The 25,690-nt window shown below is 65.7% G+C and carries 18 protein-coding genes; 9 read left to right on the top strand and 9 right to left on the bottom strand.

Going from position 1 to position 25,690, the window contains the following annotated elements:
• Positions 1-101: 101 nt before the first annotated feature.
• The 4 genes from pdeM to BRA471DRAFT_RS04840 form a co-directional block, all read right to left on the bottom strand.
• Positions 102-800 (bottom strand): ligase-associated DNA damage response endonuclease PdeM, encoded by a 699-nt coding sequence (gene pdeM / locus BRA471DRAFT_RS04855; RefSeq protein WP_007605037.1) that lies wholly within the window; start codon positions 798-800, stop codon positions 102-104.
• 115 nt (positions 801-915) lie between these two features.
• Positions 916-3,492 (bottom strand): ligase-associated DNA damage response DEXH box helicase, encoded by a 2,577-nt coding sequence (locus BRA471DRAFT_RS04850; protein WP_007605036.1) that lies wholly within the window; start codon positions 3,490-3,492, stop codon positions 916-918.
• A gap of 210 nt (positions 3,493-3,702) precedes the next feature.
• Positions 3,703-4,932: an ABC transporter substrate-binding protein gene (locus tag BRA471DRAFT_RS04845; RefSeq protein ID WP_007605035.1), complete on the bottom strand. Its 1,230-nt coding sequence runs from the start codon at positions 4,930-4,932 to the stop codon at positions 3,703-3,705.
• A gap of 114 nt (positions 4,933-5,046) precedes the next feature.
• Complete coding sequence (locus tag BRA471DRAFT_RS04840) at positions 5,047-5,973, bottom strand: methyltransferase domain-containing protein (protein WP_007605034.1); 927 nt, start codon at positions 5,971-5,973, stop codon at positions 5,047-5,049.
• Positions 5,974-6,038: 65 nt separating this feature from the next.
• On the opposite strand from BRA471DRAFT_RS04840, the gene BRA471DRAFT_RS04835 reads away from it, so the two are divergent.
• The 5 genes from BRA471DRAFT_RS04835 to BRA471DRAFT_RS04815 all read left to right on the top strand — a co-directional run bounded on the left by BRA471DRAFT_RS04835 (position 6,039) and on the right by BRA471DRAFT_RS04815 (position 11,720).
• Positions 6,039-7,076: a ligase-associated DNA damage response exonuclease gene (locus BRA471DRAFT_RS04835; RefSeq protein ID WP_007605033.1), complete on the top strand. Its 1,038-nt coding sequence runs from the start codon at positions 6,039-6,041 to the stop codon at positions 7,074-7,076.
• A complete protein-coding gene (locus tag BRA471DRAFT_RS04830; protein ID WP_007605032.1) occupies positions 7,073-8,950 on the top strand; it encodes an ATP-dependent DNA ligase in 1,878 nt (625 codons plus the stop codon). The genes BRA471DRAFT_RS04835 and BRA471DRAFT_RS04830 overlap by 4 nt, the downstream gene beginning before the upstream one ends.
• A gap of 321 nt (positions 8,951-9,271) precedes the next feature.
• Entirely contained in the window at positions 9,272-9,574 is a 303-nt protein-coding gene (locus BRA471DRAFT_RS04825) for a DUF6460 domain-containing protein (RefSeq protein WP_007605031.1), read from the top strand.
• 78 nt (positions 9,575-9,652) lie between these two features.
• Entirely contained in the window at positions 9,653-10,387 is a 735-nt protein-coding gene (locus BRA471DRAFT_RS04820; protein WP_007605030.1) for an MBL fold metallo-hydrolase, read from the top strand.
• A gap of 1 nt (position 10,388) precedes the next feature.
• Positions 10,389-11,720 carry an MATE family efflux transporter gene (locus BRA471DRAFT_RS04815; RefSeq protein WP_007605029.1) on the top strand — a complete coding sequence of 444 codons (1,332 nt, stop codon included), beginning with the start codon at positions 10,389-10,391 and terminating at the stop codon, positions 11,718-11,720.
• A gap of 99 nt (positions 11,721-11,819) precedes the next feature.
• Here BRA471DRAFT_RS04815 and BRA471DRAFT_RS04810 read toward each other — a convergent pair whose 3' ends face one another.
• Positions 11,820-12,917, bottom strand: a complete 1,098-nt coding sequence (locus tag BRA471DRAFT_RS04810; protein ID WP_007605028.1) for a quinone-dependent dihydroorotate dehydrogenase — start codon at positions 12,915-12,917, stop codon at positions 11,820-11,822.
• Positions 12,914-13,258, bottom strand: coding sequence for a DUF952 domain-containing protein (locus BRA471DRAFT_RS04805; protein WP_007605026.1), 345 nt, complete (start codon positions 13,256-13,258; stop codon positions 12,914-12,916). The genes BRA471DRAFT_RS04810 and BRA471DRAFT_RS04805 overlap by 4 nt, the downstream gene beginning before the upstream one ends.
• A gap of 289 nt (positions 13,259-13,547) precedes the next feature.
• Here BRA471DRAFT_RS04805 and BRA471DRAFT_RS04800 point away from each other — a divergent pair, with 289 nt between their 5' ends.
• Positions 13,548-14,201: a helix-turn-helix transcriptional regulator gene (locus BRA471DRAFT_RS04800; protein ID WP_007605025.1), complete on the top strand. Its 654-nt coding sequence runs from the start codon at positions 13,548-13,550 to the stop codon at positions 14,199-14,201.
• Positions 14,202-14,340: 139 nt separating this feature from the next.
• On the top strand, positions 14,341-15,093 hold the full coding sequence (locus BRA471DRAFT_RS04795) for a carbonic anhydrase (protein ID WP_007605024.1): 753 nt from the start codon (positions 14,341-14,343) through the stop codon (positions 15,091-15,093).
• Positions 15,094-15,225: 132 nt separating this feature from the next.
• On the opposite strand, the gene BRA471DRAFT_RS04790 is transcribed toward BRA471DRAFT_RS04795, so the two are convergent.
• The 3 genes from BRA471DRAFT_RS04790 to BRA471DRAFT_RS04780 form a co-directional block, all read right to left on the bottom strand.
• Entirely contained in the window at positions 15,226-16,869 is a 1,644-nt protein-coding gene (locus BRA471DRAFT_RS04790; RefSeq protein WP_007605023.1) for a lysine--tRNA ligase, read from the bottom strand.
• 179 nt (positions 16,870-17,048) lie between these two features.
• Positions 17,049-19,526: an ATP-dependent helicase HrpB gene (hrpB, locus tag BRA471DRAFT_RS04785; protein WP_035974663.1), complete on the bottom strand. Its 2,478-nt coding sequence runs from the start codon at positions 19,524-19,526 to the stop codon at positions 17,049-17,051.
• Between the two features lie 146 nt (positions 19,527-19,672).
• Positions 19,673-20,989, bottom strand: a complete 1,317-nt coding sequence (locus tag BRA471DRAFT_RS04780) for a UDP-glucose/GDP-mannose dehydrogenase family protein (protein WP_007605020.1) — start codon at positions 20,987-20,989, stop codon at positions 19,673-19,675.
• A 193-nt stretch (positions 20,990-21,182) separates the two neighbouring features.
• Between BRA471DRAFT_RS04780 and BRA471DRAFT_RS04775 the strand changes: the two genes are divergently transcribed.
• Together BRA471DRAFT_RS04775 and polA are read left to right on the top strand one after the other, a co-directional pair.
• Positions 21,183-22,250 carry an acyltransferase family protein gene (locus tag BRA471DRAFT_RS04775; protein WP_007605019.1) on the top strand — a complete coding sequence of 356 codons (1,068 nt, stop codon included), beginning with the start codon at positions 21,183-21,185 and terminating at the stop codon, positions 22,248-22,250.
• A gap of 194 nt (positions 22,251-22,444) precedes the next feature.
• Positions 22,445-25,501 (top strand): DNA polymerase I, encoded by a 3,057-nt coding sequence (gene polA / locus BRA471DRAFT_RS04770; RefSeq protein WP_007605018.1) that lies wholly within the window; start codon positions 22,445-22,447, stop codon positions 25,499-25,501.
• Positions 25,502-25,690 lie beyond the last annotated feature (189 nt).

Here is a 25,690-nt window from a genome sequence, read left to right as displayed (position 1 = left end):
TCCTGGGCTACCCCCCTCCCCCGCCCTCCCCCACAAGGGGGGAGGGAGCGCAGCGTGCGCGTGGTGAGAGTGTGTTCAGCCCCGATTGAAGCGATAGCTAATCAATAACACCGTGACGCGGCAATCGCATGCACGCGGCGGTCGCCGAGCAAATGCGCGACAAAACCGTTCTTCGGAAAGATTTTTGCAAACGCCACATCGCGGATGCTGAGGCCGCCGGCATAGGCGCCGAAGGCGGGCATCACGGCGCGCTCGCCGTCAGAGGCGAAGCAGCGGCGCTCCATCGAGCGGCCACGCGCGGAGACGCGGGCCTTGGGATGGAGATGGCCGGCGATCTCGCCGCATGCGCCGGTCGGCTCGTGGCGGAAGGTGATCGGGCCGATCGCGACTTCGTCGGCGATCGTGCCGCCGAGATCGCTCGGCAGCGCCGGATCGTGGTTGCCTGAGATCCAGATCCAGTCGCGGCCAGCCTGCAAGGCGGCGACCGCGTCGCGATCCTCCGCCGACAGCCGTCCGTGCGCGGTGCGATCGTGAAAACTGTCGCCGAGCGCGATGACGATTCGCGGATCATGGCGGGAGATGACAGCAGCGAGCCGGCCAAGGGTCGCGATGGTGTCGTAAGGCGGCAGCAGCACGCCGCGCATGGCGAAGCTGGAACCTTTTTCCAGATGCAGGTCGGAGACGACGAGCAGGCGCTGCTCTTCCCAGAACAGCGCACCGGAGAGATCGGCGGCGAACGGAATACCTACGACGTCAACGCTGCGCGTCGTCGTAACCGAAATTGCCACTTGCTCCGTCATGGCCGGGCTTGTCCCGGCCATCCACGTTCTTGCCACGGAGACAAAGACGTGGATGCCCGGGTCAAGCCCAGGCATGACGGTGTGGATGGATCAGCGCGCCTCACTGGAAAATTCTCTATCCCATCGCCTCTTTGACGAGCTCGTCGGCGGCTTCGGCCAGGAGCTCGTCTCCAGCTTCGCCATAGACTGACTCGCGGCCGATTTCCAGCATCACGGGGACCGCGAGCGGCGAGACGCGATCGAGTTCCCGGTGCGTGATGCGGCCCTGGATGCGGGTGAGCATGTCGCTCAGCCGGCGCAGATCGAGCAGGCCGGTGGCGGCATCGGCGCGGGCGGCACGCAACAGCACGTGGTCGGCCTGGTGTTTTCGCAAGACGTCGTAGACGAGATCGGTCGAGAACAGCACCTGGCGGCGGCTCTTCTCCTCGCCGGTGTGCCGGCGCGCGATCAGGCCGGAGATGATCGCGCAATTGCGGAACGTGCGCTTCATCAGCGCGGATTCGGCAAGCCAGGCCTCGAGATCGTCGCCAAGCATGTCGGGGTCGAACAGCGCGTCGAGGTCGATCCTGCCGTCCCGGATCATGGCGGACATGTTGCCGAGCCCCCAGACCGCGATCGCATATTCGTTGGCGACGAAGCCGAGCGGCCGCGCGCGGGCGCGCTCCAGCCGGCGCGTCAACAGCATGCCGAGCGTCTGATGCGCGAGGCGGCCCTCGAAGGGGTAGCAGACGATGTAATGCTTGTTGGCGCGAGGAAAACTCTCGACCAGTAGCTCGCGCACCGCCGGCACGCGCGAGACGTCCTTTTGCAGCGACAGCCAGTCGCGCACCTGCTCCGGCAAGGCGCCCCACGCGCGCCCGTCGTCGAGCAGGCGGCGAACGCGTTCGGCCAGATAGGTCGAGAGCGGAAACTTGCCGCCCATATAGGACGGTACTTTCGGGTCTTTGTCGTTGGCGCGCGAGACATAGACCTGATCCTCGACCAGCGTCTCGTAGCGCACCACCTCGCCCGAGAACACGAAGGTGTCGCCTGGACTGAGGCCCTCGATGAAGGCTTCCTCGATCTCGCCGAGCAGCCTGCCGCCGCGCGCGATCACCCCTGTCGATCCGCCTGCTTTTCCTTGACCACCGCCGCGCGAGCGCACCAGCCGCACCTTCAACATGTCATCTTCGACGATGGTGCCGACATTCATGCGGTAGCTCTGCCGGACCTTCGGATTGGCGACGCGCCAGCGCCCTTCCTTGTCCTGCTTGATGCGGGCGAAGCGCTCATAGGTCTTCAGCGCGTACCCGCCGGAGGCAACGAAATCGACCACGTCGTCGAAATCCTGCCGCGTGAGATCGGCATAGGGCGCGGCGGTGCGCACTTCGTCGTAGAGCTCGTCTGAGAAAAACGGCTCGCCGCAAGCGCAGCCGAGCACGTGCTGGGCCAGCACGTCGAGTGCGCCGATGCGCAGCGGCGGCGTGTCCTGCGCATTCTCCGCGATGGCGTCGATCGCGACGCGGCACTCCAGCACCTCGAAGCGGTTCGCCGGCACCAGCACCGCGCGCGAGGCTTCGTCGAGCCGGTGGTTGGCGCGGCCGATGCGCTGCATCAGGCGCGAGGACCCCTTGGGCGCGCCGATATTGACGACGAGATCGACATCGCCCCAGTCGACGCCGAGGTCGAGCGAGGAGGTGCAGACCACGCCGCGCAGTTTGCCCGCCGACATCGCGTCTTCGACCTTGCGGCGCTGGGCGACGTCGAGCGAGCCGTGATGCAGCGCGATGGCAAGGTTGTCGTCGTTCATGCTCCAGAGATTCTGGAACAGCATCTCGGCCTGGCTGCGGGTGTTGACGAAAACCAGCGTGGTCTTGTTCGCCTTGATCAGCTCGTAGATCTCGGGAAGCGCATGGCGCGCGCTGTGGCCGGCCCAGGGCAGGCGCTCGCGCGTGTCCATCATCTCGACCAGCGGCGGCGCGGCGCCGCCGGCAATGACGATGTCGGCCGCCGCTTCCTTGCCGCCGGGCTGCGGCACCAGGAAGCGCGCCAGCGATTCCGGCTCGGCCACGGTCGCCGACAGGCCGATCGCGCGCATCTGCGGCGCCAGCCGCCACAACCGTGCGAGCCCGAGCGACAGCAGATCGCCGCGCTTGGACGTCACCAGCGCGTGCAGCTCGTCGAGCACGATGCGCCTCAGTGAGGAGAACAGGAACGGCGCATCGTCGGAGGACAGCAGCAGGGCGAGTTGTTCGGGCGTCGTCAGCAAAATATCAGGCGGATAGCGCCGCTGCCGCTGCCGCCGCGACGTCGGCGTGTCGCCGGTACGGGTCTCGATCTTGATCGGCAGCGCCATCTCGGCGACGGGACGCTCGAGGTTGCGCGCGATATCGACGGCGAGCGCCTTGAGCGGCGAGATGTAGAGCGTGTGCAGGCCGCCGGTGCGTTGCAGACTGCGGCCGGTCGAGACAACCGATTTCGCCGAAGCTGTGGGCGCAGAACTCAGCTCGACCAGCGTCGGCAGAAATCCCGCCAGCGTCTTGCCCGCGCCGGTGGGCGCGATCAGCAATGCGGAACGGTCCTCGCGCGATTTCTCCAGCAGCGCCAATTGATGCGCGCGCGGCGACCAGCCGCGGGCTGCGAACCACGCCTGGAAATGGTCGGGCAGCAGCGCGGCAGGCTCGGCCGGGATTTTGCGGATGCGGGGCGGCACGGCATCACAGGTAAGCCGTGGGTGTGGGTTCGTCGAGGGGGCTTACTTCGCCTCTCCCGCTTGCGGGGAGAGGCCGGAATGCGCGCGTAGCGCGGATTCCGGGTGAGGGGGAGCCTCCGCGAGTCCAACTGCCTCCGTTCCCGCAGAGGCTCCCCCTCACCCTACCCTCTCCCCGCGCGCGGGGAGAGGGGAAGAGAGAGCGGAGAGCCCCTACTCCGACATCGGCTTGTCGGAGATGTCCCAGTCCTTACCGGTGAAGGTGGAGATGAAGAGCGTCTTCATCGGTGTGTAGTTCTCCGGCGTGTAGCTGTAGGTGACGCCGTCGAGGAAATAGGGCGAGTGGAAACCCGCGAGGGTCGAGGCCTGCTTCAGCACGTTGGCGCGGGTGAGCTCGTCGCCGCAGCGGCGCAGGATCTCGCCCATGGTGACGGCCTGGCCGTAGCCGGCGAAGGCGATGGTGTTGTCCTGATCGATCGCCGGCGTGTACTTCTTGCGCAGCTCCTCGAACGCCATCACGTCGGGGTCCTTCTCCCATTTGGGCAGGCCGACCTCCTTGTTGTAGCGGATGGCGACGATGCCGGCGGCGTTCTCCAGGCCCGCGGCATTGAGGATCGAGCGGCCGGTCGAGCCGGCCGACAGCAGCTGCAGCGGCTTCCAGCCGAGCTCGGCCACTTTCCGGATCGACTGCGACGACGCCTTGCCGGTGGAGATGTTGTAGAAGACGTCCGCACCCGATTTCGAGAGGTTGATGAGCTGGGAATCGACGGTCGGATCGGTCAGATCGTAGGTCTGCTCCATGATCACCTTGGCGGTGCCGCCGGCGTCTTCCAAGACCTTCTTGAAGGGGCCGAGGAAGTCGCGGCCGAAATCGTCGTTCTGGTAGAGGATGCCGACCTTCGCGTTCGGCTTCACGCTGACGACGTGACGCGCCAGGATGCGCGCCTCGGTCGGATAGAGCGGCAGGCCCGCCATGGTCCATTTGAACTCTTTCGGGTTATTCCACTTCGACGCGCCGGTGTTCAGCAGCAGCTGCGGCACGCCCTTCGAGTTCAGGTATTTGTGCACGGCGGTCTGCGGGGCGGTGCCGAGCGAGCCGTAGAGCGCGAGCACCTCCTCCTGCTCGACCAGGCGCCGCGTCGCCTCGACGCATTTCGGCGCGCTGTAGGCATCGTCCATGGTGAGGAATTTGACCGTGCGTCCGTTGATGCCGCCCTTCTCGTTCAGCATCTGGAAATAGGCTTCGCCGACGCGCCCGAGCACGCCGTAGAGCGAGCCGGGGCCGGAATGCGGCACGGTCTGCCCGATCTTGATCTCGGTGTCGCTGGCGCCGGCGTCGTATTTCTTCTCCGCGGCCCAGACGTAGGGCGCGGGCAAGGTGGATGCCGCGATGGTGGCGAGCGCGGCGGCGCTGAAATCGCGCCGCGATGGATTCTTCGTCATTGTGTGTTTCTCCCTAGCGAGGACATTGTGCTGGCATCGCGGCACGTGTCGCAAGTGGGAAGTCACGGCTTTGCGACGCAATGACGCTCAAAGCCTCGCGTATAGCGCCTAGACTCAAGTTTTCTCGGCGACCACGACGAGACCCCGCACCGGCTCGTTGTTCTCGGTGCGTGGCGAGGCCCGCTCCAATGTGAGGAGCTTGAGGCCGGCCCGCGCCATCGCATCGCGCACATATTCCGCCGAATGGGCATAGCGCAGGCCTTCGCCGAGAACGATCCCGCTGCCGTCATGGGTCTCCAGCGTGAACGCGAGCACGCCACCGGGCGCGAGCACGCGCCCGGCCTCACTGAGCACCGGCGCGAGATCGGGGAGATAGACGAACGCATCGGCGGCGACGACGAGGTTCGCGCTCGCATCGCCCTTGCTGCGCAGGCCTTCGATCATGTCGGCGACTTCGAGTTCGGCATAGAGGCCCGTTGCGCGCGCCTCCTTGACCATGCCGGGCGACAGATCGATGCCGATGAACTGGTCGACCTGTTTTGCGAAGGCGGCGGCCGCAAGCCCCGTACCGCAGCCGAGATCCATGGCGCGCTTGAACAGGGCGGGCTTCTTCGCGGCGACGCGGGCAGCCACCACCGCCTTGAAGATCAGCGACGGGGCGCGATAGCCGAGATCGTTGATCAGCACGTGCTCGAAGCGCGGCGCGTATTGATCGAACAAGGCCTGCACATAGGCCTTGGGCATCTCGGACAATTGCGCGTCGCCGAGGCGTATCAGATGCAGATGAGCGCCGTGCTGATCGCTCGGATCGGACTCGCGCGATTTGCGAAAGGCCGCAATGGCCTTTTGGCGCTCGCCGAGTTGCGCGCGGATCTCGCCGAGCGTGAACCAGGCCGAGGTGAAATTCGGCGCAAGCTCGATGGTCTGCTCCAGCAGGTCGGCCGCCGCCGCCAGATCGCCCTTGAGCTGGAGGTCGCGCGCGAACTCGAAGCGGCGGTCGGCCATCAGGTCGCCGGAGGTCAGGAACAGGCGCAGGGGCATTGGGGGAACCAGGGAACGAAGCGGTGATGACTCGAAGATGCGGGGTCGCAACCTATATAACAGGCATGCGTCCGCAAGACATCCTGCTGCCAGTTGCCGCCGGCCTATGCTGCAAGCCCGGCGGCTTCCATATCGACCCTGTCCGGCCGGTGGAGCGGGCCGTGATCACCCACGGCCATTCCGACCACGCCCGCGCCGGCCACGGCGCGGTGCTGGCGACGCAGGAAACGCTGGACATGATGCGGCTGCGCTATGGCGAGAATTTCGCCGGCTCGACGCAGGCGATCCGCTATGGCGAGGAGATCCGGCTCGGCGATGTCCGCGTGAAGTTTCACCCGGCCGGCCATGTGCTCGGTTCGGCGCAGGTCGCGGTGACCTGCAAGGACACCTGCATCGTCGCCTCCGGCGACTACAAGGACGCGCCAGACCCGACCTGCACGCCGTTCGAGCTGGTGCCTTGCGACGTCTTCATCACCGAGGCGACGTTCGGCCTGCCGGTGTTTCGCCATGGCGATGCGGCCGACGAGGTCAAGAAGCTGCTGGCGTCGGTGCCGCTGTTTCCGGAGCGCGCGCATCTCGTCGGCGCCTATTCGCTCGGCAAGGCGCAGCGCATGATCGCGCTGCTGCGCCAGGCCGGTTACGACGCGCCGATCTATCTGCATGGCGCGATGGAGAAGATCACGCACTACTATCAGAGCCGCGGAATCGAGCTGGGCGAGTTGCGGCCGGTGAAGGGCGTGAAGAAGGCGGCGCTCGCCGGCACCATCACGCTGGCCCCGCCCTCTGCGACATCCGATCTCTGGACCCGCCGGTTTCCCGATCCGGTCACGGCCTTCGCCTCCGGCTGGATGCGGGTACGCGCCCGCGCGCGGCAACGCGGCATCGAGCTGCCGCTGGTGATCTCGGATCACGCCGATTGGGACGGCCTCACCGCCACGATCGCCGCGACCGGCGCCGGCGAGATCTGGGTTACCCATGGCCAGGAAGACGCGCTGGTGCATTGGTGCCAAAGCAACGGTTTGCGGGCGCGACCGCTCGATCTGGTCGGCTATGGCGACGAGGAGGAGACCGAGACGCCGCTCGCTGACGAGGCCGAAGCATGAACCGCTTCGCCAAGCTTCTCGACCGCCTCGCCTACGAGCCCGGCCGCAACAACAAGCTGCGGCTGATCACCAGCTATTTTCGCGAGGTCGCCGATCCCGACCGCGGCTATGCCCTGGCGGCGCTGACCGGCGCGCTGAGTTTCAAGCACGCAAAACCTTCTCTGCTGCGCGATCTTATCGCCCAGCGAACTGACCCGGTCTTGTTCGGCCTATCCTGGGACTATGTGGGCGATCTCTCCGAGACGATCGCGCTGATGTGGCCGAAGCGCAGCGCAAACAACGGCGAGTCTTTTCCGAGCCACCCCTCTCCCCCGCCCTCCCCCACAAGGGGGGAGGGAGCGCAGTTGCGCGCGCCGCTGTCAGTGAGCGCGACAACTGACAGCCATTCCCAAAGTGATGGACGCACGGCTCTCTCCGTTCCCTCCCCCCTTGTGGGGGAGGGTCAGGGAGGGGGGTACTCCGGGCGAGATGCTGGAGAGTCCTTCCGCCCGCGCAACCACAACAACCCGCCGCCGCCGACGCTGACCGAGGTCGTCACCACGCTGCGCACGCTCGGCAAGACCGAGTTGCCGAAGCAGCTCGAGCGCTGGCTCGACGAGCTGGACGAGACCGGTCGCTGGGCGCTGTTGAAGCTCGTCACTGGGGCATTGCGCATCGGTATCTCCGCGCGCCTGGCCAAGACCGCGGCCGCTGCGCTCGGTGACAAGGATCCGCATGAGGTGGAGCTGATCTGGCCTGGTCTCGCGCCGCCCTATCTCGACCTGTTCGCCTGGCTGGAAGGCCGCGGCGACAAGCCGGTCAATCGCGATCCCGCGCCGTTTCGCCCGGTGATGCTGGCGCATGCGATCGAAGACACGGATTTCGCCGCGCTCGATCCCGCCGACTACATCGCCGAATGGAAATGGGACGGCATCCGCGTGCAGGCGGTGGCCGGCCGCGACGAGCACGGCCGCATCACCGCGCGGCTCTATTCGCGCACCGGCGAGGACATCACCGGAAGCTTTCCGGACCTCGTGCCGTCGCTGCGGCTACCCGGCGCCATCGACGGCGAGCTTCTGATCCTGCGCGAAGGGCGCGTGCAGAGTTTCAATGTTTTGCAGCAGCGGCTGAACCGCAAGGTCGTGTCTCCGAAGCTGATCAAGGAGTTTCCGATTCATCTGCGCGCCTACGATCTGCTCGGCGACGACGAGAACGATTTGCGCGAATTGCCGTTCGCGGAGCGTCGCGAGCGGCTTGAGACCTTCATCGGCAAGCTTGACGATCCCCGCATCGATCTCTCGCCCACCGTCGCCTTCGCAAGCTGGGAGGCGCTGACCGCCGCACGCGCCGATCCCGCGAGCGCCGGTGCGGGCGAAGACGCGGACGCCGTCGAAGGCGTGATGCTGAAGCGGCGCGATGCACCCTATTTGCCGGGACGGCCGAAGGGACAGTGGTGGAAGTGGAAGCGCGATCCGCACATCATCGACGCCGTGCTGATGTATGCGCAGCGCGGCCACGGCAAGCGCTCGTCCTACTATTCCGACTACACTTTCGGCGTCTGGACCGCAGGCGCGGGCAGTGACGAACTGGTGCCGGTCGGAAAAGCCTATTTCGGCTTCACTGACGAGGAGCTGCTCCAGATCGACCGCTTCGTCCGTCGCAATACCACCGAAAAATTCGGCCCCGTCCGCCACGTCGTGCACGAGCCCGACAAGGGCTTGGTGCTGGAGGTCGCCTTCGAGGGCCTGCAGCGTTCGCCGCGGCACAAATCCGGCGTCGCGATGCGCTTTCCCCGCATAAGCCGGCTGCGCTGGGACAAGCCGCCGCGGGAGGCCGACCGGCTGGAAACGCTGGAGAAGATGCTGAAAGCGGAGGCGGCGGAGATTGAGGCGTGAGGGGAGACGGAGTTAGAGCCCAGGTGCAGCCACCCTGCAGGTGCGCTCCCTCGCCCGCTTGCGGGAGAGGGTCGGGGAGAGGGTGCCTCCACATTGGGAATCCCCAAGAAGAGAGAGCCCTCACCCGCGCCTTGCGCGACCTCTCCCGCAAGCGGGAGAGGTCGCAGCGAGCTTGCGAGCTTGCGGCACGATCATCCCGCAACCAAGGCGTACCCGCCCTGCCCGAATTAAAATCCCGTAAGCTGATTGACGCGCCGTTGCGGGTTCCCCATGTCCCCCGCCTTGCCCTATGATAGGGTCGAATCCCCTGAGGAGTTTGAGATGGCCCACGACGTCAGAGATTTGCCGGCCGGCCGCAGTGACGGCCTGAACCGCTTTCTCGGCGGCTCGCCGCTGGCGGTCGCATTTCGCCTGGTGCTGCTCTCGATCCTCGTCGGCGTCGTGCTGGCGGCGATCGGCTTCGATCCCTGGAATATTCTCTATAGCATTCGTCTCTTGTTCCAGCGGTTGTGGGATCTCGGCTTCGATACCGTGAACTGGCTGTGGCGCTACTTCCTGCTCGGCGCTGTCATCGTGATCCCGATCTGGCTGCTGATGCGCGTTTTCGGCGCGCCGCGCAGGTAAGTCGTTAGTTTTGAGCATGATCTTGTCGGAAAACCGCTCCACACTTTTCCGGATCATGCTCTAGGGAGCCAGCGGCCGATGCAATTGCGCTTTGTCGGCTGCGGCGACGCCTTCGGATCCGGCGGCAGGCTCAACACCTGCTTCCACGTCTCGGGGCGCGAGGCCAACTTCCTGATCGATTGCGGCGCGTCGGCTCTACCGGCGCTGAAGCGACTGGAGATCGACCGCAATGAGATCGATCTCATCCTGATCACGCATTTCCACGGCGACCATTTTGCCGGGCTGCCGTTTGTCCTGCTGGACGCGCAATTCTCGCGGCGGACGCGGCCGCTCACGATCGCCGGCCCCAAGGGCATCGAGACGCGGCTGCGTGCGGTGATGGAGGTTCTGTTCGAGCACTCCTCAACGACGAAACAGCGCTTCGAGCTGTCCGTCGTCGAGCTCGCGCCGGAGCAGAGCCAAAGCTTCGGCGCGGTGACGGTGACGCCCTATCCCGTCGTGCACGGCGAATCCGGCGGACCGTTCCTCGCCTATCGCGTCGAAGCGGAAGGCCGCGTCCTGGCCTACAGCGCCGATACCGAATGGACGGAGCCGCTCATTCCGCTGGCGCATGGCGCCGACCTTTTCATCGCCGAAGCCTATATGTACGAGAAGGTGGTCAAGAATCACCTCAGCCTGAAGACCTTGGAACAGCACCTTCCCGAAATCGGCGCAAAACGCCTCGTGCTCACCCATATGAGCGACGACGTGCTGTCGCGCCTCGACGACATCGCCCACCTCGCCGCCGAAGACGGCATGGTGCTCGTGTTCTGACATGCACGCACCCGTTCACTTGAAGATCGGTTCCCGTCAGGTCTTCGCCATCGCGGGCCCCGCGATGGTCGCGAATCTCACCACGCCGCTGATCGGGGTGGTCTCGACCACCGCGATCGGACGGCTGGACGATGCCGCGCTGCTCGGCGGCGTCGCCATCGCGTCCGTCATCTTCGATTGCCTGTTCTGGCTGTTCGGCTTCCTGCGCATGAGCACGCTCGCCTTCACCGCGCAGGCGCTCGGCGCCGGCGAGACGCGCGAGCTGACCGCGATCCTGGTGCGCGGCTTCATCGTGGCCGGCCTGATCGGCGTAGCCCTGATCGCGCTGCAACTGCCACTGGCCTCCGTGCTGCTCGACCTGATGGGCGGCAGCGAAGGCGTCACGCGCGCGGCGAAAACCTACTTCGTGATCCGAATCTGGTCGGCGCCGCTGGCGCTCGCCAATTACGTCATCCTCGGCTGGCTGGTCGGCCAGGCTCGCGCCAATCCGGCGCTCGCGCTCCAGGTTGTCATCAATCTCGTCAACGCGGCGGCGACGATCCTGCTGGTGCTGGTCTACGACACCGGCATCGCGGGTGCTGCGATCGCCGCGCTGCTGTCTGAAGCGGCAGGATTCGGGCTCGGCATGATCGTCTGCCGCCGTTATGCGGACGGCGGGTTCGCGGTGCCATACGCAGAGCTGTTCGACCGGGCCAAGCTGATGCGGCTGCTGGCGGTGAACTCCGACATCCTGATCCGCACCGCGGCGCTGATCGCGGTGTTTCTGTTTTTCACCGCCAAGGGCGCGCGGGCCGGCGACGTCACGCTGGCCGCCAATTCCGTGCTCAACAACTTTCTGCTGGTCAGCGCCTTCTTCCTCGATGGTCTTGCGAACGCAGCCCAGCAGCTTTGCGGCCGTACGCTCGGCGCACGCGACGCCAGGGGATTTGCGGATTCGACCCGGCTGGTGCTGCTATGGGGGCTCGGCTTCGCGCTGGTCGTGTCCGCGCTGTTTGCGCTGTTCGGGCCGAACTTGATCGATTTCATGACGACGAGCGAAGCCGTCCGTCGCGGCGCGCGGGAATTCCTGCCCTTCGTCGTGCTCGCGCCGATTCCCGGCGTGTTCGCCTTCGGCTTCGACGGAATCTATATCGGCGCGACCTGGGCGCGCGAGATGCGCAATCTGATGCTGGCCTCGCTCGCGATCTTCCTCGCCGCATGGTGGGCGCTGCAATCGTTCGGCAATGCCGGGCTGTGGAGTGCGCTGATCGCCTCCTACGTCTCGCGCGGCGGCTTGCAGGCCGCGCGCTATCCGGCGCTGTACAGGAAGACGTTTTCGAAGCAGTCGCTGTAACGCGTAGCCCGGATGGAGCGAAAGCGTAATCCGGGGCCTTCGCGTCCGCGGATAGAATCCCGGATTGCGCTGCGCTCCATCCGGGCTACGCGGCGCGAACTACATTCCCGGCCAGTCTTCCGCCGTCAGCGTGGCGGCGTCGGAGCCGACGATCTCGGAGAGAGAATCCCGCCCCGTCCGCAGGAGCGTCGAGGCGAGATCGCGCTTGATCTCGTCGACGAGGCCGAGGCCCTTGTAGACCAGCGAGGAATAGAGCTGGATCAGGCTCGCGCCGGCGCGGATCTTCGTCAGCGCGGCGCCGCCAGAATCCACGCCGCCGACGCCGATCAGGGGGAATGCGCCCTCGACGCGCACATAGGTCTCCGCGACCATCCGCGTCGACAGCCGGAACAGGGGCCGGCCGGACAGGCCGCCCTGCTCCTTCGCGCGCGTCTCCTCGCGCAGCGTGCTCGGCCGCGCGATCGTCGTGTTCGACACGATCATGCCGTCGACCCGGCGCGAGCGCGCGACCTGCACGACGTCGTCGAGCTGGGCGAGGCTCAAATCCGGTGCGATCTTGAGCAGCACCGGCGTGTCGCCGGCGCTCTCGCGCACCCGCTGGCGCGCGTCGATCACCCTGGCGAGGAGATCGTCGAGCAGCGCCCCTTCCTGCAGATTGCGCAGGCCCGGCGTGTTCGGCGAGGAGACGTTGACGGTGAAATAGCTCGCGACCGGCGCAAAGGTCTCGATCAGCTTGACGTAATCGTTGACGCGATCGGGCGAGTCCTTGTTGGCGCCGACATTGACGCCGACGATGCCGCCATGCTGCGCGCGCGCCGCGAGCCGGCGCAGGGCTGTCTCCGCGCCGTCATTGTTGAAGCCCATGCGGTTGATCACGGCCTCGTCGCGCTCCAGACGAAACAGCCGCGGTCGCGGATTGCCGCTTTGCGGCTTCGGCGTCACCGAGCCGATCTCGACAAAGCCGAAGCCGAGCCGCAGCAGCGCATCCGGCACTTCGGCGCTCTTGTCGAAGCCCGCGGCCATGCCGATCGGATTGGGGAAGTTGAGCCCGAACGCACGCACCGCAAGCTTGGGATCGTCAGCGTGCGGCTTGCCCGGCGGCAGGAAGCGCAGGCCCTGGATCGCGAGGCGATGCGCATCCTCGGGATCGAGCCAACGCAACACCGGCAGCGAGAGAGCGTCGAAAGCGCGGATCACGGGGCAAGCTCCGGAACATCGTGGCCGCCGTCGGAGCGCGTGTTGAGGTTCATCACGGCAATCACCGCGCCGAGATCGAGCTCGCCATAGAGATGCGGAAACAGCTCCTCATTGCGCGAACGCTCCCAGCGCAATGCGCTGCCGAGTGCGTCGCCGTCGACCTCGACCAGGAACAACGCGCGCTGCCCGAGATAATGCTTGCGCAGTGTCTCGGGAACCTGGGCGGCGGTCGAAAAATGGATGAATCCGTCGCGCAAATCGTCCGCGCTGCCGCGGTAGACACCCTGCCGTTCCGCCTCGCGCCAGGCCGAGGCCGGACAGATTTTGTAGATCTTGACCACCGCTTACGCAGCCCTGTTTGCTCGTTGAGTCTTTTGGGGTTTTTGGGTCGTGCGGGTCCCTGAAACCCGGGCGCGACCGTAATGGCCGCCCCCTCCGAACTCAAGACTTAGAGCCATTTCCGCTCCGATGAAATCGAAGCAGGGCTCCAAATTCCTGTTTTGACGCATTCCTGGCGCGAACCGGTACCCGGTTCGCTTGAAAACACGCTCACTGCGCCCCTTGCGCAAAAAGCGGAAAACCGGTTGATTCGCGGATAGTTTTCCTGAGTTGCGACGGGCTGGACCTTTCATGGTCAGGCAGGCCAAAGCGCAGAGGATGCTCACTCACGACCGGATCTGGGGTGCACTGGATCGGCTGGCGGCGCGCGCCGGCCTGTCGCCGTCGGGCCTCGCCAAACGCGCCGGGCTCGATCCCACCACCTTCAACAAGTCCAAGCGCGTCACCTCCGACGGCCGCGAGCGCTGGCCCTCGACCGAATCGATCGCGAAAGCGCTGGCGGCGGCAGATTCCTCGATCGACATTTTTGCCAGGCTGGTCGGCGACGAGGCAGGCGGCGGCCGCTCGGTGCCGCTGCTCCGCTTCGCGCTGGCAGGCGTGAGCGGCGCCTTCGACGAGTCCGGCTTTCCCATCGGCAAGGGCTGGATCGAATTTGCCCTTCCCGCCGTCGAAGGCAACCACAGCTTCGCGCTGCAGATTACCGGCGAAGCGCTTGCGCCTGCCTATCGCGACGGCGACATCATCCTGGTCGCGCCCGGCGCGCCGATCCACAAAGGGGATCGCGTGGTGGTGAAGACCAAGACTGGCGAGGTGACGGTGGCGACGCTGAAGCGCCGCACGACAAAGGCTCTGGAGTTGCAGCCGCTCGATGCCTCCCAGGCCGAGCGCAGGATGGCGGCGAGCGAGGTCGGTTGGATCGCCCGGATCGTGTGGGCAATCCAGTGATCGCGTCTCCCTTGCGCGTCGTGACCGGCGATGATTTCAGCCGCGCCGCATCCGCCGCAGACAGCCTTGCGACTCAACATCTCTCTCGCATAGGTTGCGGCCACTTATTGCCGAGCAAGTTCATGTTAGGGGGAATATGATGAATCGCCGTCACGCATTGAAGGCCCTCGCGGGTCTTGCGCTTTGTCCGCTCTGCAAGCCGGCCTTCGCCGCCGAAGGTGCGCATTGGAGCTATGAGGGCGTCGGCGCGCCGGCCAAATGGGGCGATCTCGACGCGGCCAACAAGGCCTGCGCAGTCGGCCTGCAACAATCGCCGATCGACATCGAGGCGACGGTCAAATCGCAATTGCCCGCGCTGAAGCTGAACTGGGGCAAGAGCGCCGACACCATCGTCAACAACGGGCACACGATCCAGCTCAACTTCACCGAGGGCAGCACGCTCACGCTCGGCGACGTCAAATACAAGCTGCTCCAGGTGCATTTCCACCGCCCGAGCGAGCACATGATCGGCGGCAAGAATTTTCCGATGGAGGCGCATTTCGTTCACCGCAACGATGCCGGCGGGCTCGCCGTGGTCGGCGTGCTGATGGCCGAGGGCAAGCCGAACCCGGCCTTCGGCAAGATCGTCAAGACCATGCCGGCCGCGGAAGGCCCCGCGGTGAAGGCGGACACGACCATCGATCCCCACGCCATGCTGCCCACGAGGCTCAGCTACTTCCGCTATCCCGGCTCGCTGACGACGCCGCCCTGTTCGGAGGTCGTCGAATGGCTGCTGCTGACCAACCCGATCCAGGTGTCGGCCACCGATGTCGCCGCGTTCGCAAAGCTCTATCCGATGAACGCGCGCCCGGTGCAGAAGGACAACCGGCGCTACGTGCTGCGGTCGATCTGAGCGGGGGCTGAAGGTCCGTAGCCCGGATGAGCAAAGCGACATCCGGGACCGCTGGTGCGGCTAGCTAGCGAAAACCCCGGATGTCGCTTCGCTCATCCGGGCTACGAGTTCGCTACAACGGAAGCGGTCGCCTCACGCACTCCGCGCCAGCGCGCCGTCGATCATGTTGACCGCGTTCTGCACGCCATACACCGCGACAAAGGAGCCGAAGCGCGGGCCCTTTTCCTGGCCGAGCAGCACCTGGTAGAGCATGTTGAACCAGTCGAGTGTCACGCCGGGACGGCCGTCCTTGCCCTTCTTGACCTGGTCGAGGAACGGCTCGCGGCGGCCGATCTCGTAGACGACGTTCTGGATGTCCTCGGCCGAGGCGTCCTGCGGAAGCTGCGATAATGCATCCCGCAAATCCTGCAGCGCCGCGCGCTCGGTCTCGGTCGGTTCGCGGAACGTCTTCGTCGGCGCGACGAAGTCGCGATAGTAATTGATGGCGTAGCCGACCATCGCGTCGAGCTTGGGATGCGTCTGTGGGCTCACGCCGGGCCGATAGCGGCCAATGAAACCCCACAGCGTCTCGGCATTCTCCGCATTCGACGACGACACCAGCGTCAGCAAGAGCTGGAACGTGACGGGCATGTCGAACTTCGGCGGATGGCCGCTGTGAACGTGCCAGACCGGATTGCCAAGCTGCTGCTTGGCGTCCTGCCTGGCAAAGCCGTCGATGAACTGCTGGTAGTCGTCGACGTTGCGCGGGATGACGTCGAAATACAGCCGCTTGGCCGCCTTCGGCTCGCGGTACATGAACAGCGACAGCGATTCCGGCGAGGCGTAGCGCAGCCATTCGTCGATGGTCAGCCCATTGCCCTTCGACTTCGAGATCTTCTGGCCCTTGTCATCGAGGAAGAGCTCATAGTTGAAGCCCTCCGGCGGCGTGGCGCCGAGCGCCCTCGCGATCGCGCCGGAGAGTTTGACCGAGTCGATAAGGTCCTTGCCGGCCATCTCGTAGTCGACGCCGAGCGCGACCCAGCGCATCGCCCAGTCGGCCTTCCATTGGCACTTGACGTTGCCGCCGGTGACGGGCGTCTCGACTTCCTGGTTGGTATCGGGATCGAGATAGGTCACCGTGCCGGCTGCAACGTCGCGCCGGATCATCGGCACTTGCAGCACGACGCCCGTGGTCTTGCTGATGGGCAGGAACGGCGAATAGGTCGCGCGGCGATCGGGTCCGAGCGTCGGCAGGATGATCGCCATCACCTTGTCGTAGGCAGCCAGCATCTTGAGCAGCGTCGCGTCGAAACGGCCGGACGTATAATAGTCGGTCGAGCTCGCGAACTCGTAGTCGAAGCCGAAATGATCGAGGAAGGCGCGCAGCCGCGCATTGTTGTGGTGCCCGAACGACGGGTACTCGTTGGAGAACGGGTCCGGCACGCGCGTCAGCGGCTTGCCGAGATGCGCGGCCAGCATCTCCTTGTTGGGGACGTTGTCGGGCACTTTCCGAAACCCGTCCATGTCGTCGGAGAACGCGAGCAGGCGGGTCTTGATCTTGTTCTCGGTCAGCACATGGAAGGCGTGCCGCACCATCGAGGTGCGCGCGACCTCGCCGAAGGTGCCGATATGCGGCAGGCCTGATGGCCCGTAGCCGGTCTCGAACAGCACCTCGTCCTTCGGGCTTTTCTTCAGCCGCGCGACAATGGCCTTCGCCTGCTCGAACGGCCAGGCGTTGGATTGTTCGGCGAGCGCACGCAGATCGCTCGGGTTCGCGGCAAGATCGATAACGGACATCTAAGGGGCCTCCGGGCCGCGGAAAATAGCGATTTCCGGGCAGAATGCAATTTTGTGAGACCCTCATCCTGAGAGCTGTGACGCTTTCGCTCGTTCGGAGCGCCTCCGCAGCGCATAAACGAGAGCTCATCGACGAACCCAGAACCGCCATTTACCGCGATAAACAGCCCCACTCCGCCTCACGTCCCGCGCGGCTTGACCCGCCGGGTCGGCAGCGCATTCGCCGGATCTTCCGGCCAGGGATGGCGCGGGTAGCGGCCGCGCAAATCGGAGCGCACGGCACTGTAGCTGCCGCGCCAGAAACCAGGGAGATCGCGCGTCACCTGCACCGGGCGCTGCGCCGGCGACAGCAGTTCCAGCACCAGCGGCACCTTGCCGGCGGCGATCGAGGGATGGGTGTTGAGGCCGAACAATTCCTGGAGCCGTACCGCGATGGTCGGCCCCTGCTCGGCTTCATAGTCGATGGCGAGCACGCTGCCGGTCGGCGCCTCGAAATGCGTCGGCGCCTCGCGGTCGAGCCGCGCGCGCATCTCCCACGGCAACAATGCCGTCAGCGCGTCGGAGAGATCGCCGGCGGAGATATCCTTCAGCGCGATCTTGTCGTAGAGCGCCGGCACCAGCCAGTCGTCGCGCCGCGTGATCAACCCGTCGTCCGAGAGGTCGGGCCAGCTGTCGCCCTCGGCCTTGCGCAAAAATATCACGCGATCGCGCCATTGTTTGGCGGCCTTCGACCAGGGCAGCCGGTCGAGGCCGGCGGCAATGAGTCCGTCGGCGAAGATGCGCGCAGTGTCCTCCGAGGGCGATACGGCGAGTGTCGCCTCGGAGAGCGTGATCGCGTGCAGCGCGCGCTTGCGCCGCGCCCGCAGCGCCATCGCGCCGCGATCGAACGATATCTCCTCGACGGATTCGATATGCTCGGCGAAATGCCGCTCGATCTCGTCCTGCGAGATTTGCGCTGCGAGCAGAATGCGTCCGCTCGCCGCCGTGCCTGTCATCTCGCCGATCGCGATATAGGGGGCGCGCGCGAGTGACGAGGTCTGATCGACGGCGGCACCACGGCCATTGGCGAGCACGAAGCTGCCGTTGCCGCGGTTGCGCGCGACGCGATCCGGGAAGGCGTAGGCCAGCATCAGGCCGGTCGAGAGGCCAGCTTCTCCGATCGCCGCCTTCTCTGACGCCGCCACCTGCGAGGCCCAGCGCCGCGCGAGGTCGCGCGCGCTTGCGGCACGCGGGGAACGGTCGCGGCGGAACTGATCCCGCCGGTGCTCGAGATCGACGCTGTCGCCGCCGAGCCCGCGCTCGGTGATGATGGCAGCTATCTCGGCGGCGGCTTCGCCCTCGCCGGCACGATGCGAATCCACGATCATGCGCGCGAGCCGCGGCGGCAGCGCCAGCGCGCGCAGGCTCTTGCCTTCCGCGGTGATGCGGCCATCGCCATCGAGCGCGTTGAGCTCGGAGAGCAGGCTTTTTGCTTCCTTCCAGGCCGGCTGCGGCGGCGGGTCGAGAAACGACAGTGCGGCAGGATCGGCGACGCCCCATTGCGCGAGATCGAGCACCAGCGAGGACAGATCGGCGCTGAGGATCTCGGGCTGGGTGTAGGGCGCGAGCGAGGCTGTCTGAGGTTCGTCCCAGAGCCGGTAGCAGACACCGGGCTCGGTGCGGCCGGCGCGGCCGCGGCGCTGGTCCGCCGCCGCGCGCGAGACGCGCACGGTCTCGAGCCGGGTCAGGCCGATGTCGGGCTCGTAGCGCGGCACGCGGGCAAGACCGGAATCGACCACGATGCGCACGCCCTCGATGGTGAGCGAGGTCTCCGCGATCGAGGTCGCCAGCACCACCTTGCGCGTGCCCTTGGGTGCCGGCGAGATGGCACGATCCTGCACGGCGGCGTCGAGCGCGCCGAACAGCGGCACGATTTCGATGCTGGAATCCTGCACGCGCTCGGCGAGGAGGCTCTGGGTGCGGCGGATTTCGGCGGCGCCCGGCAGGAACGCCAGCACCGAGCCGGCATCGGCCCGCAGCGCCGAGGCGATCGCGTCCGCCATCTGCCGCTCCACCGGCACATCCGCCTTGCGGCCGAGATAGCGCGTCTCGACTGGAAAGGCGCGGCCCTCGCTTTCGACGACGGGCGCTTCGCCGAGCAATTTTGCCACGCGGGCGCCATCGAGCGTGGCCGACATCACGAGGATGCGCAAATCCTCGCGCAGGCCGGTTTGTGCATCGCGCGCCAGCGCGAGGCCCATGTCGGCGTCGAGCGAGCGCTCGTGGAATTCGTCGAACAGGACGGCGGCGATGCCCGACAGCTCGGGATCGTCGAGGATCTGGCGGGTGAAGATACCCTCCGTCACCACCTCGATGCGGGTCGCGCGCGATATCTTCGAGCCGAAGCGGACGCGATAGCCGACAGTCTCGCCGGCGCGTTCGCCCAGTGATTTGGCCATGCGGTCGGCGCTGGCGCGCGCCGCGATGCGCCGTGGCTCCAGCACGATGATCTTCTTGCCCATGGCCCAGGGGGCATCGAGCAGCGCCAGCGGCACGCGCGTAGTCTTGCCGGCCCCCGGGGGCGCCACCAGCACGGCGGCATGATGCGCCTCCAACGTGCGCGAGAGCTCGTCGAGCACGGCATCGATCGGGAGCGGCGTGTCAAAACTGCGGGGCAAGGCCTGTCCATTCGTCATGCCCGGGCAAGAGCGCGAGGCGCGTCTGCGCACGGAAGCCGCCGGGCATCCACGTCGTCACACTAGAAAACAGACGTGGATGGCCGGGACAAGCCCGGCCATGACGGAATCGTTGCGACGTTGGATCGCTAGCCCTGCACCGGCGGCCGTCCAACGCTCTCATAGACGAAGCCGGCCGCAGCCATCTCCTCGGGGCGGTAGATGTTGCGCAAGTCGACGATGACGGGCTGCGCCATGGTCGCTTTCAGCCGGTCGAGGTCGAGCGCGCGGAACTGCACCCATTCGGTGACGATCACGATCGCATCGGCGCCTTCCGCGCAGGAATAGGCGTCCTCGCAATAAGTGATGCTGGGCAGCTCACCCTTCGCCTGCTCCATGCCGACGGGATCGAAAGCCTTCACCTTGGCGCCCATGTCGATCAGGCCCGTGACCAGCGGGATCGACGGCGCATCGCGCATGTCGTCGGTGTCAGGCTTGAAGGTGAGGCCGAGCACAGCGATGGTCTTGCCGCGCAGCGAGCCGCCGAGCGCCTGGCTCACTTTGCGCGCCATCGCGCGCTTGCGGTTCTCGTTGACCGCCAGCACGGATTCGACGATGCGAAGGCTCACATCGTAGTCCTGCGCGATCTTGATCAGCGCCTTGGTGTCCTTCGGAAAGCACGAGCCGCCGAAGCCCGGGCCGGCATGCAGGAACTTGGTGCCGATACGGTTGTCCAGGCCAATGCCGCGCGCGACCTCCTGCACGTTGGCCCCCACCTTTTCCGAAAGGTCCGCGATCTCGTTGATGAAGGTGATCTTGGTCGCGAGGAAGGCGTTGGCGGCGTATTTGATCATCTCGGCGGTGCGGCGTTCCGTGAACATCAACGGCGCCTGGTTCAGCGACAGCGGCCGATAGATGTCGCTCATCACCTTGCGGCCGCGCTCGTCGGAGGTGCCGACGACGATGCGGTCGGGGAATTTGAAGTCGCGGATCGCCGCGCCCTCGCGCAGGAATTCGGGATTCGAGGCGACGACGACGTCGGCCTTGGGGCTGGTTTCGCGGATGATGCGCTCGACCTCGTCGCCGGTGCCGACCGGCACGGTCGATTTGGTCACCACGACGGTGAAGCCGGACAGCGACTGCGCGATCTCTTTCGCAGCCGCATAGACGTAGGACAGATCGGCGTGGCCGTCGCCGCGGCGCGACGGCGTACCGACCGCGATGAAGACAGCATCGGCATCCGCGACCGGCTTGGACAAATCGGTGGTGAACTCCAGCCGCTTGGCCTTGACGTTGGTCGCCACCAGCTCGTCGAGCCCGGGCTCGTAGATCGGGATCTCGCCGCGATGAAGGGCCGCAATCTTCTTCTCGTCCTTGTCGACGCAGACGACGTCGTGACCGAAATCCGCAAAGCAGGCCCCGGACACCAGTCCCACATAGCCCGTTCCGATCATCGCAATGCGCATGAGAAACCCTGTTTGGCTTGGTTAACGAAACCGCAATTCCAAGGCGGTTTAGCATTTTCCCGGGGTGAGGGAACAGCCCGCGTGCAAAAATCGGCACGGCAATTGTACCAGTTAAGCAATCGTAAGCCGCAAGGCGCCAAACTGCTCCGCGTTCACACAGATCCCGGCGGAACACGCCTCGAAAAGAGACACCATGGCACTATCAGGCACAATCGCCGCGAGCGGGGGACTCAAGGCCCCGTCTGCTGCGCGTGTCGATTGGGTCGATTACGCCAAGGGCATCTGCATCGTCATGGTCGTGATGATGCATTCGGTGCTGGGGGTCGAGCTTGCCGCCGGCGAGACCGGTTTCATGCATGTCGTGGTGGCTTTCGCAAAGCCGTTCCGGATGCCGGATTTCTTCCTGATTTCGGGCCTGTTCCTGCCACTGGTGATCGACCGGGACTGGCGAACCTATCTCGACCGCAAGGTGGTGCATTTCGCCTATTTCTATGTCGTCTGGGTGACAATCCAGTTCGGCTTCAAGGCTCCCGCCTTCGCGGCGGAAACGAGCTGGCGCGACGCCGGCTTGCTATATCTGGAATCGTTCGTCGAGCCGTTCGGCACGCTGTGGTTCATCTACCTCCTGCCGATCTTCTTCGTCGTCACAAAACTGACACGGCTGGTCCCGCCGCCCGCGATCTGGCTGATCGCGGCCGCGCTGGAGACGGCGCGTGTCGCAACCGGCTGGACCGCGATCGACGAGTTCTGCGCGCGTTTCGTCTATTTCTATTCGGGCTATCTGTTCGCGCCCTACGTGTTCGCGCTGTCGGACCGCGCGCGCAATCATCCGGCATGGGCGCTGGCAGCGCTCGCGGCATGGGCGCTGGTCAATGCCGGCCTCGTTACGCTTGGGGCCAGCGAGTGGAAATTCGTATCGCTCGTGCTCGGCTTCGCCGGCGCCTGCGCCATCATCACGATGGGCACGCTGCTCGCGCGCGCGCAATGGCTGAACGTCTTCCGCTTCTGCGGCGAGCATTCGATCGTGATCTATCTCGCCTTCTTCCTGCCGATGGCGGCGACACGGACGCTGCTATTGCGCACGGGCATCATTCCCGACATCGGTGCGGTATCGCTGATCGTGACCATCGCCGGCGTGATCGGCTCGCTCGCGATCTGGCAGGTCGCACTGCGCCTTGGCGGCAATTTCCTGTTCGAGCGGCCCGATGCGTTCTGGATCGCGCCGAAGAAGACAGGGCCGGTGCTGCAGGCGGCGGAATAGCCGCCCTCTCGATGTCGTCGCCCGGCTTGACCGGGCGACCCAGCACGCCGAGACGTCAGTGATTGAGCCGAGAAGCCGCGGCGTACTGGATTCCCCGCTTTCGCGGGGAATGACAGTGGGGATAGCAGCGCCACGGGTCCAAAAATCCCCCTCCCAAGGCTGTCAAAGTCCGCAAAAATTCATACATTGCGGCCATGCCCAAGACATCTCCCAAGACATCCCCGAAGACCAAGGCCGAAACAAAGCCGGCTGCTGCGACAGCTGCTGCCAAACCAATCGGCGCCAAGGCCGCCGGCAAGGGCGACCATGTCTTCCTGGTCGACGGTTCCGGCTACATCTTCCGCGCCTATCACGCGCTGCCGCCGATGAACCGCAAGTCCGACGGCTTGCAGGTCAATGCCGTGCTCGGTTTCTGCAACATGCTGTGGAAGCTGTTGCGCGAGATGCCCGAGGACAACCGGCCGACGCATCTGGCGATCATCTTCGACAAGTCGGAAATCACCTTCCGCAACAAGATCTATCCTGAGTACAAGGCGCACCGGGCGCCGGCCCCGGACGATCTGATCCCGCAATTCGCGCTGATCCGCGAAGCGGTGCGCGCCTTCGACCTGCCCTGCCTGGAACAGGTCGGCTTCGAGGCCGACGATCTGATTGCGACCTATGTGCGGCAAGCCTGCGAGCGCGGCGCGAGCGCGACAATCGTGTCCTCCGACAAGGACCTGATGCAACTCGTCACCGATTGCGTCACCATGTACGACACCATGAAGGACCGCCGCATCGGCATCCCCGAGGTGATCGAGAAGTTTGGCGTACCGCCGGAGAAGGTGGTGGAAGTGCAGGCGCTGGCCGGCGATTCCACCGACAACGTTCCTGGCGTGCCCGGCATCGGCATCAAGACCGCCGCGCAGCTGATCGTTGAATACGGCGATCTCGAGCAGCTGCTGTTCCGCGCCACCGAGATCAAGCAGCCGAAGCGGCGCGAGGCGCTGATCGAGAACGCCGACAAGGCGCGCATCTCCCGGCAGCTCGTCTTGCTCGACGATAAGGTCGACCTCGAAGTCCCGCTGGACGATCTCGCCGTCCACGAACCCGATGCGCGCAAGCTGATCGCGTTCCTGAAGGCGATGGAATTTTCCACGCTGACGCGCCGCGTCGCTGAGTTCTCGCAGATTGATCCGGCCAACGTCGATGCCGATCCAGGCTATGCCAGCGGTGCCAGCGTCTTCTCGCCGCTGCCGCCTTCGGACGTCGTGCCGGCCCCGGGAACCGGCGCGCCGCCGCAAGCGCCAGTGGGCCAGCGCAACGCATCGGCAACCAAGGAGGACAAGGCCGCGAGCCCGAAGGGCGCGCCGATTTCTCTCGCCGCCGCGCGCGAAGAGGCTTTGCGCAAGCTCCCGGTTGACCGCAGCAAGTACCAGGCCATCAAGACGCTCGCGGAATTGAACGCCTTCATCGCGCGCATCCATGATGCCGGCCATGTCGCGGTCGAAATCCGGGGAAACTCGATCGACCCGATGCAGGCCGATCTCTGCGGCATCGCGCTCGCACTGGCGCCCAACGATGCGTGTTACGTGCCGCTGGCGCACAAGCAGTCCGGTGGCGGTGCCGGCCTGTTCGACGCGGGCCTCGCGCCCGACCAGGTCAAGCATGCCGAGGCGATCGAGGCGCTGCGGCCGGTACTGGAATCACCAGGCATTCTCAAGATCGGCTTCGACGTCAAATTCACCGCGGTGATGCTGGCGCAGCACGGCATCACACTGCGCAACACCGACGATGCGCAGCTGATCTCCTACGTGCTCGACGCCGGCCGCGGCTCGCACGCGCTAGAGCAGCTGTCCGAGCGCTGGTTCGGCCACGCCATGCTCAAGGAGGGCGAGCTGCTCGGCAGCGGCAAGGGCAAGATCACGTTCGACCAGGTGCCGGTCGACAAGGCCGCGCCGCTATCGGCGGAAGGCGCCGACGTGACCTTGCGCGTCTGGCGCGTGCTGAAGCCACGCCTCGTCGCCGAGCACATGACCACAGTCTACGAGACGCTGGAACGGCCCCTGGTATCGGTGCTCGCGCGGATGGAGCGGCGCGGCATCTCGATCGACCGCCAGGTGCTGTCGCGCCTCTCCGGCGACTTCGCCCAGACCGCGGCGCGCGTCGAGGCCGAGATCCAGCAGATCGCGGGCGAGCCGGTCAATGTCGGCAGCCCGAAGCAGATCGGCGACATCCTGTTCGGCAAGATGGGACTGTCCGGCGGAACCAAGACCAAGACCGGCGCGTGGTCCACCACCGCTCAGGTGCTCGACGAGCTCGCCGAGCAGGGCCACGACCTCCCGAAGAAAATTCTGGAGTGGCGCCAGGTCTCGAAGCTCAAATCGACTTACACCGATGCGCTGCCGACCTACGTGAATGCCCAGACCCACCGCGTCCACACGACCTACGCACTGGCCGCCACCACGACGGGCCGGCTGTCGTCGAACGAGCCGAATTTGCAGAACATTCCGGTGCGCACCGAGGACGGCAGAAAAATCCGCCGCGCCTTCATCGCAACGCCGGGGCACAAGCTGGTCTCCGCCGACTATTCGCAGATCGAGCTACGGCTGCTCGCCGAGATCGCCGACATCCCGGTGCTGCAGCAGGCGTTCCGCGACGGTCTCGACATTCACGCCATGACGGCATCGGAAATGTTCGGCGTGCCGATCAAGGGCATGCCGAGCGAAATCCGGCGCCGCGCCAAGGCGATCAATTTCGGCATCATCTACGGCATTTCGGCGTTCGGCCTCGCCAACCAGCTCGGCATCGGGCGCGAAGAAGCCTCTGCCTACATCAAGAAATACTTCGAGCGCTTCCCCGGCATCCGCGCCTACATGGACGAGACGCGCGACTTCTGCCGGAGCCACGGCTACGTCACCACGCTGTTCGGACGGAAGATGTACTATCCCGACATCAAGGCCTCGAACGCCTCGGTGCGCGCCTTCAACGAGCGCGCCGCGATCAACGCGCGGCTCCAGGGCACCGCCGCCGACATCATCCGCCGCGCCATGACGCGGATGGAGGATGCCCTGGTCCTGAAGAAAGTGTCTGCGCAGATGCTGCTGCAGGTGCATGACGAATTGATCTTCGAGGTGCCGGACGCGGAGGTCGAGGCCACGCTCCCCGTCGTGCAGCACGTGATGCAGGACGCACCGTTCCCGGCCGTGCTGCTCTCGGTGCCGCTGCACGTCGATGCACGCGCGGCGAACAATTGGGACGAGGCGCATTGATTTTTTTCTTACCTCGCCCCGCTTGCGGGGAGAGGTCGGATCGCTCTTGCGATCCGGGTGAGGGGGTACAGGTACCACGGCCATCTCATGTGTGGAGAGAGCCCCTCACCCCAACCCTCTCCCCGTAAGAACGGGGGCGAGGGAGCGCACCGAGCGCGCGGCGGCGAATCGAATTGTCCTCCGAGCAAT

The organism is Bradyrhizobium sp. WSM471 (assembly GCF_000244915.1).
Classification (GTDB): domain Bacteria; phylum Pseudomonadota; class Alphaproteobacteria; order Rhizobiales; family Xanthobacteraceae; genus Bradyrhizobium.
This window is presented reverse-complemented; position numbering and strand designations above follow the sequence as displayed.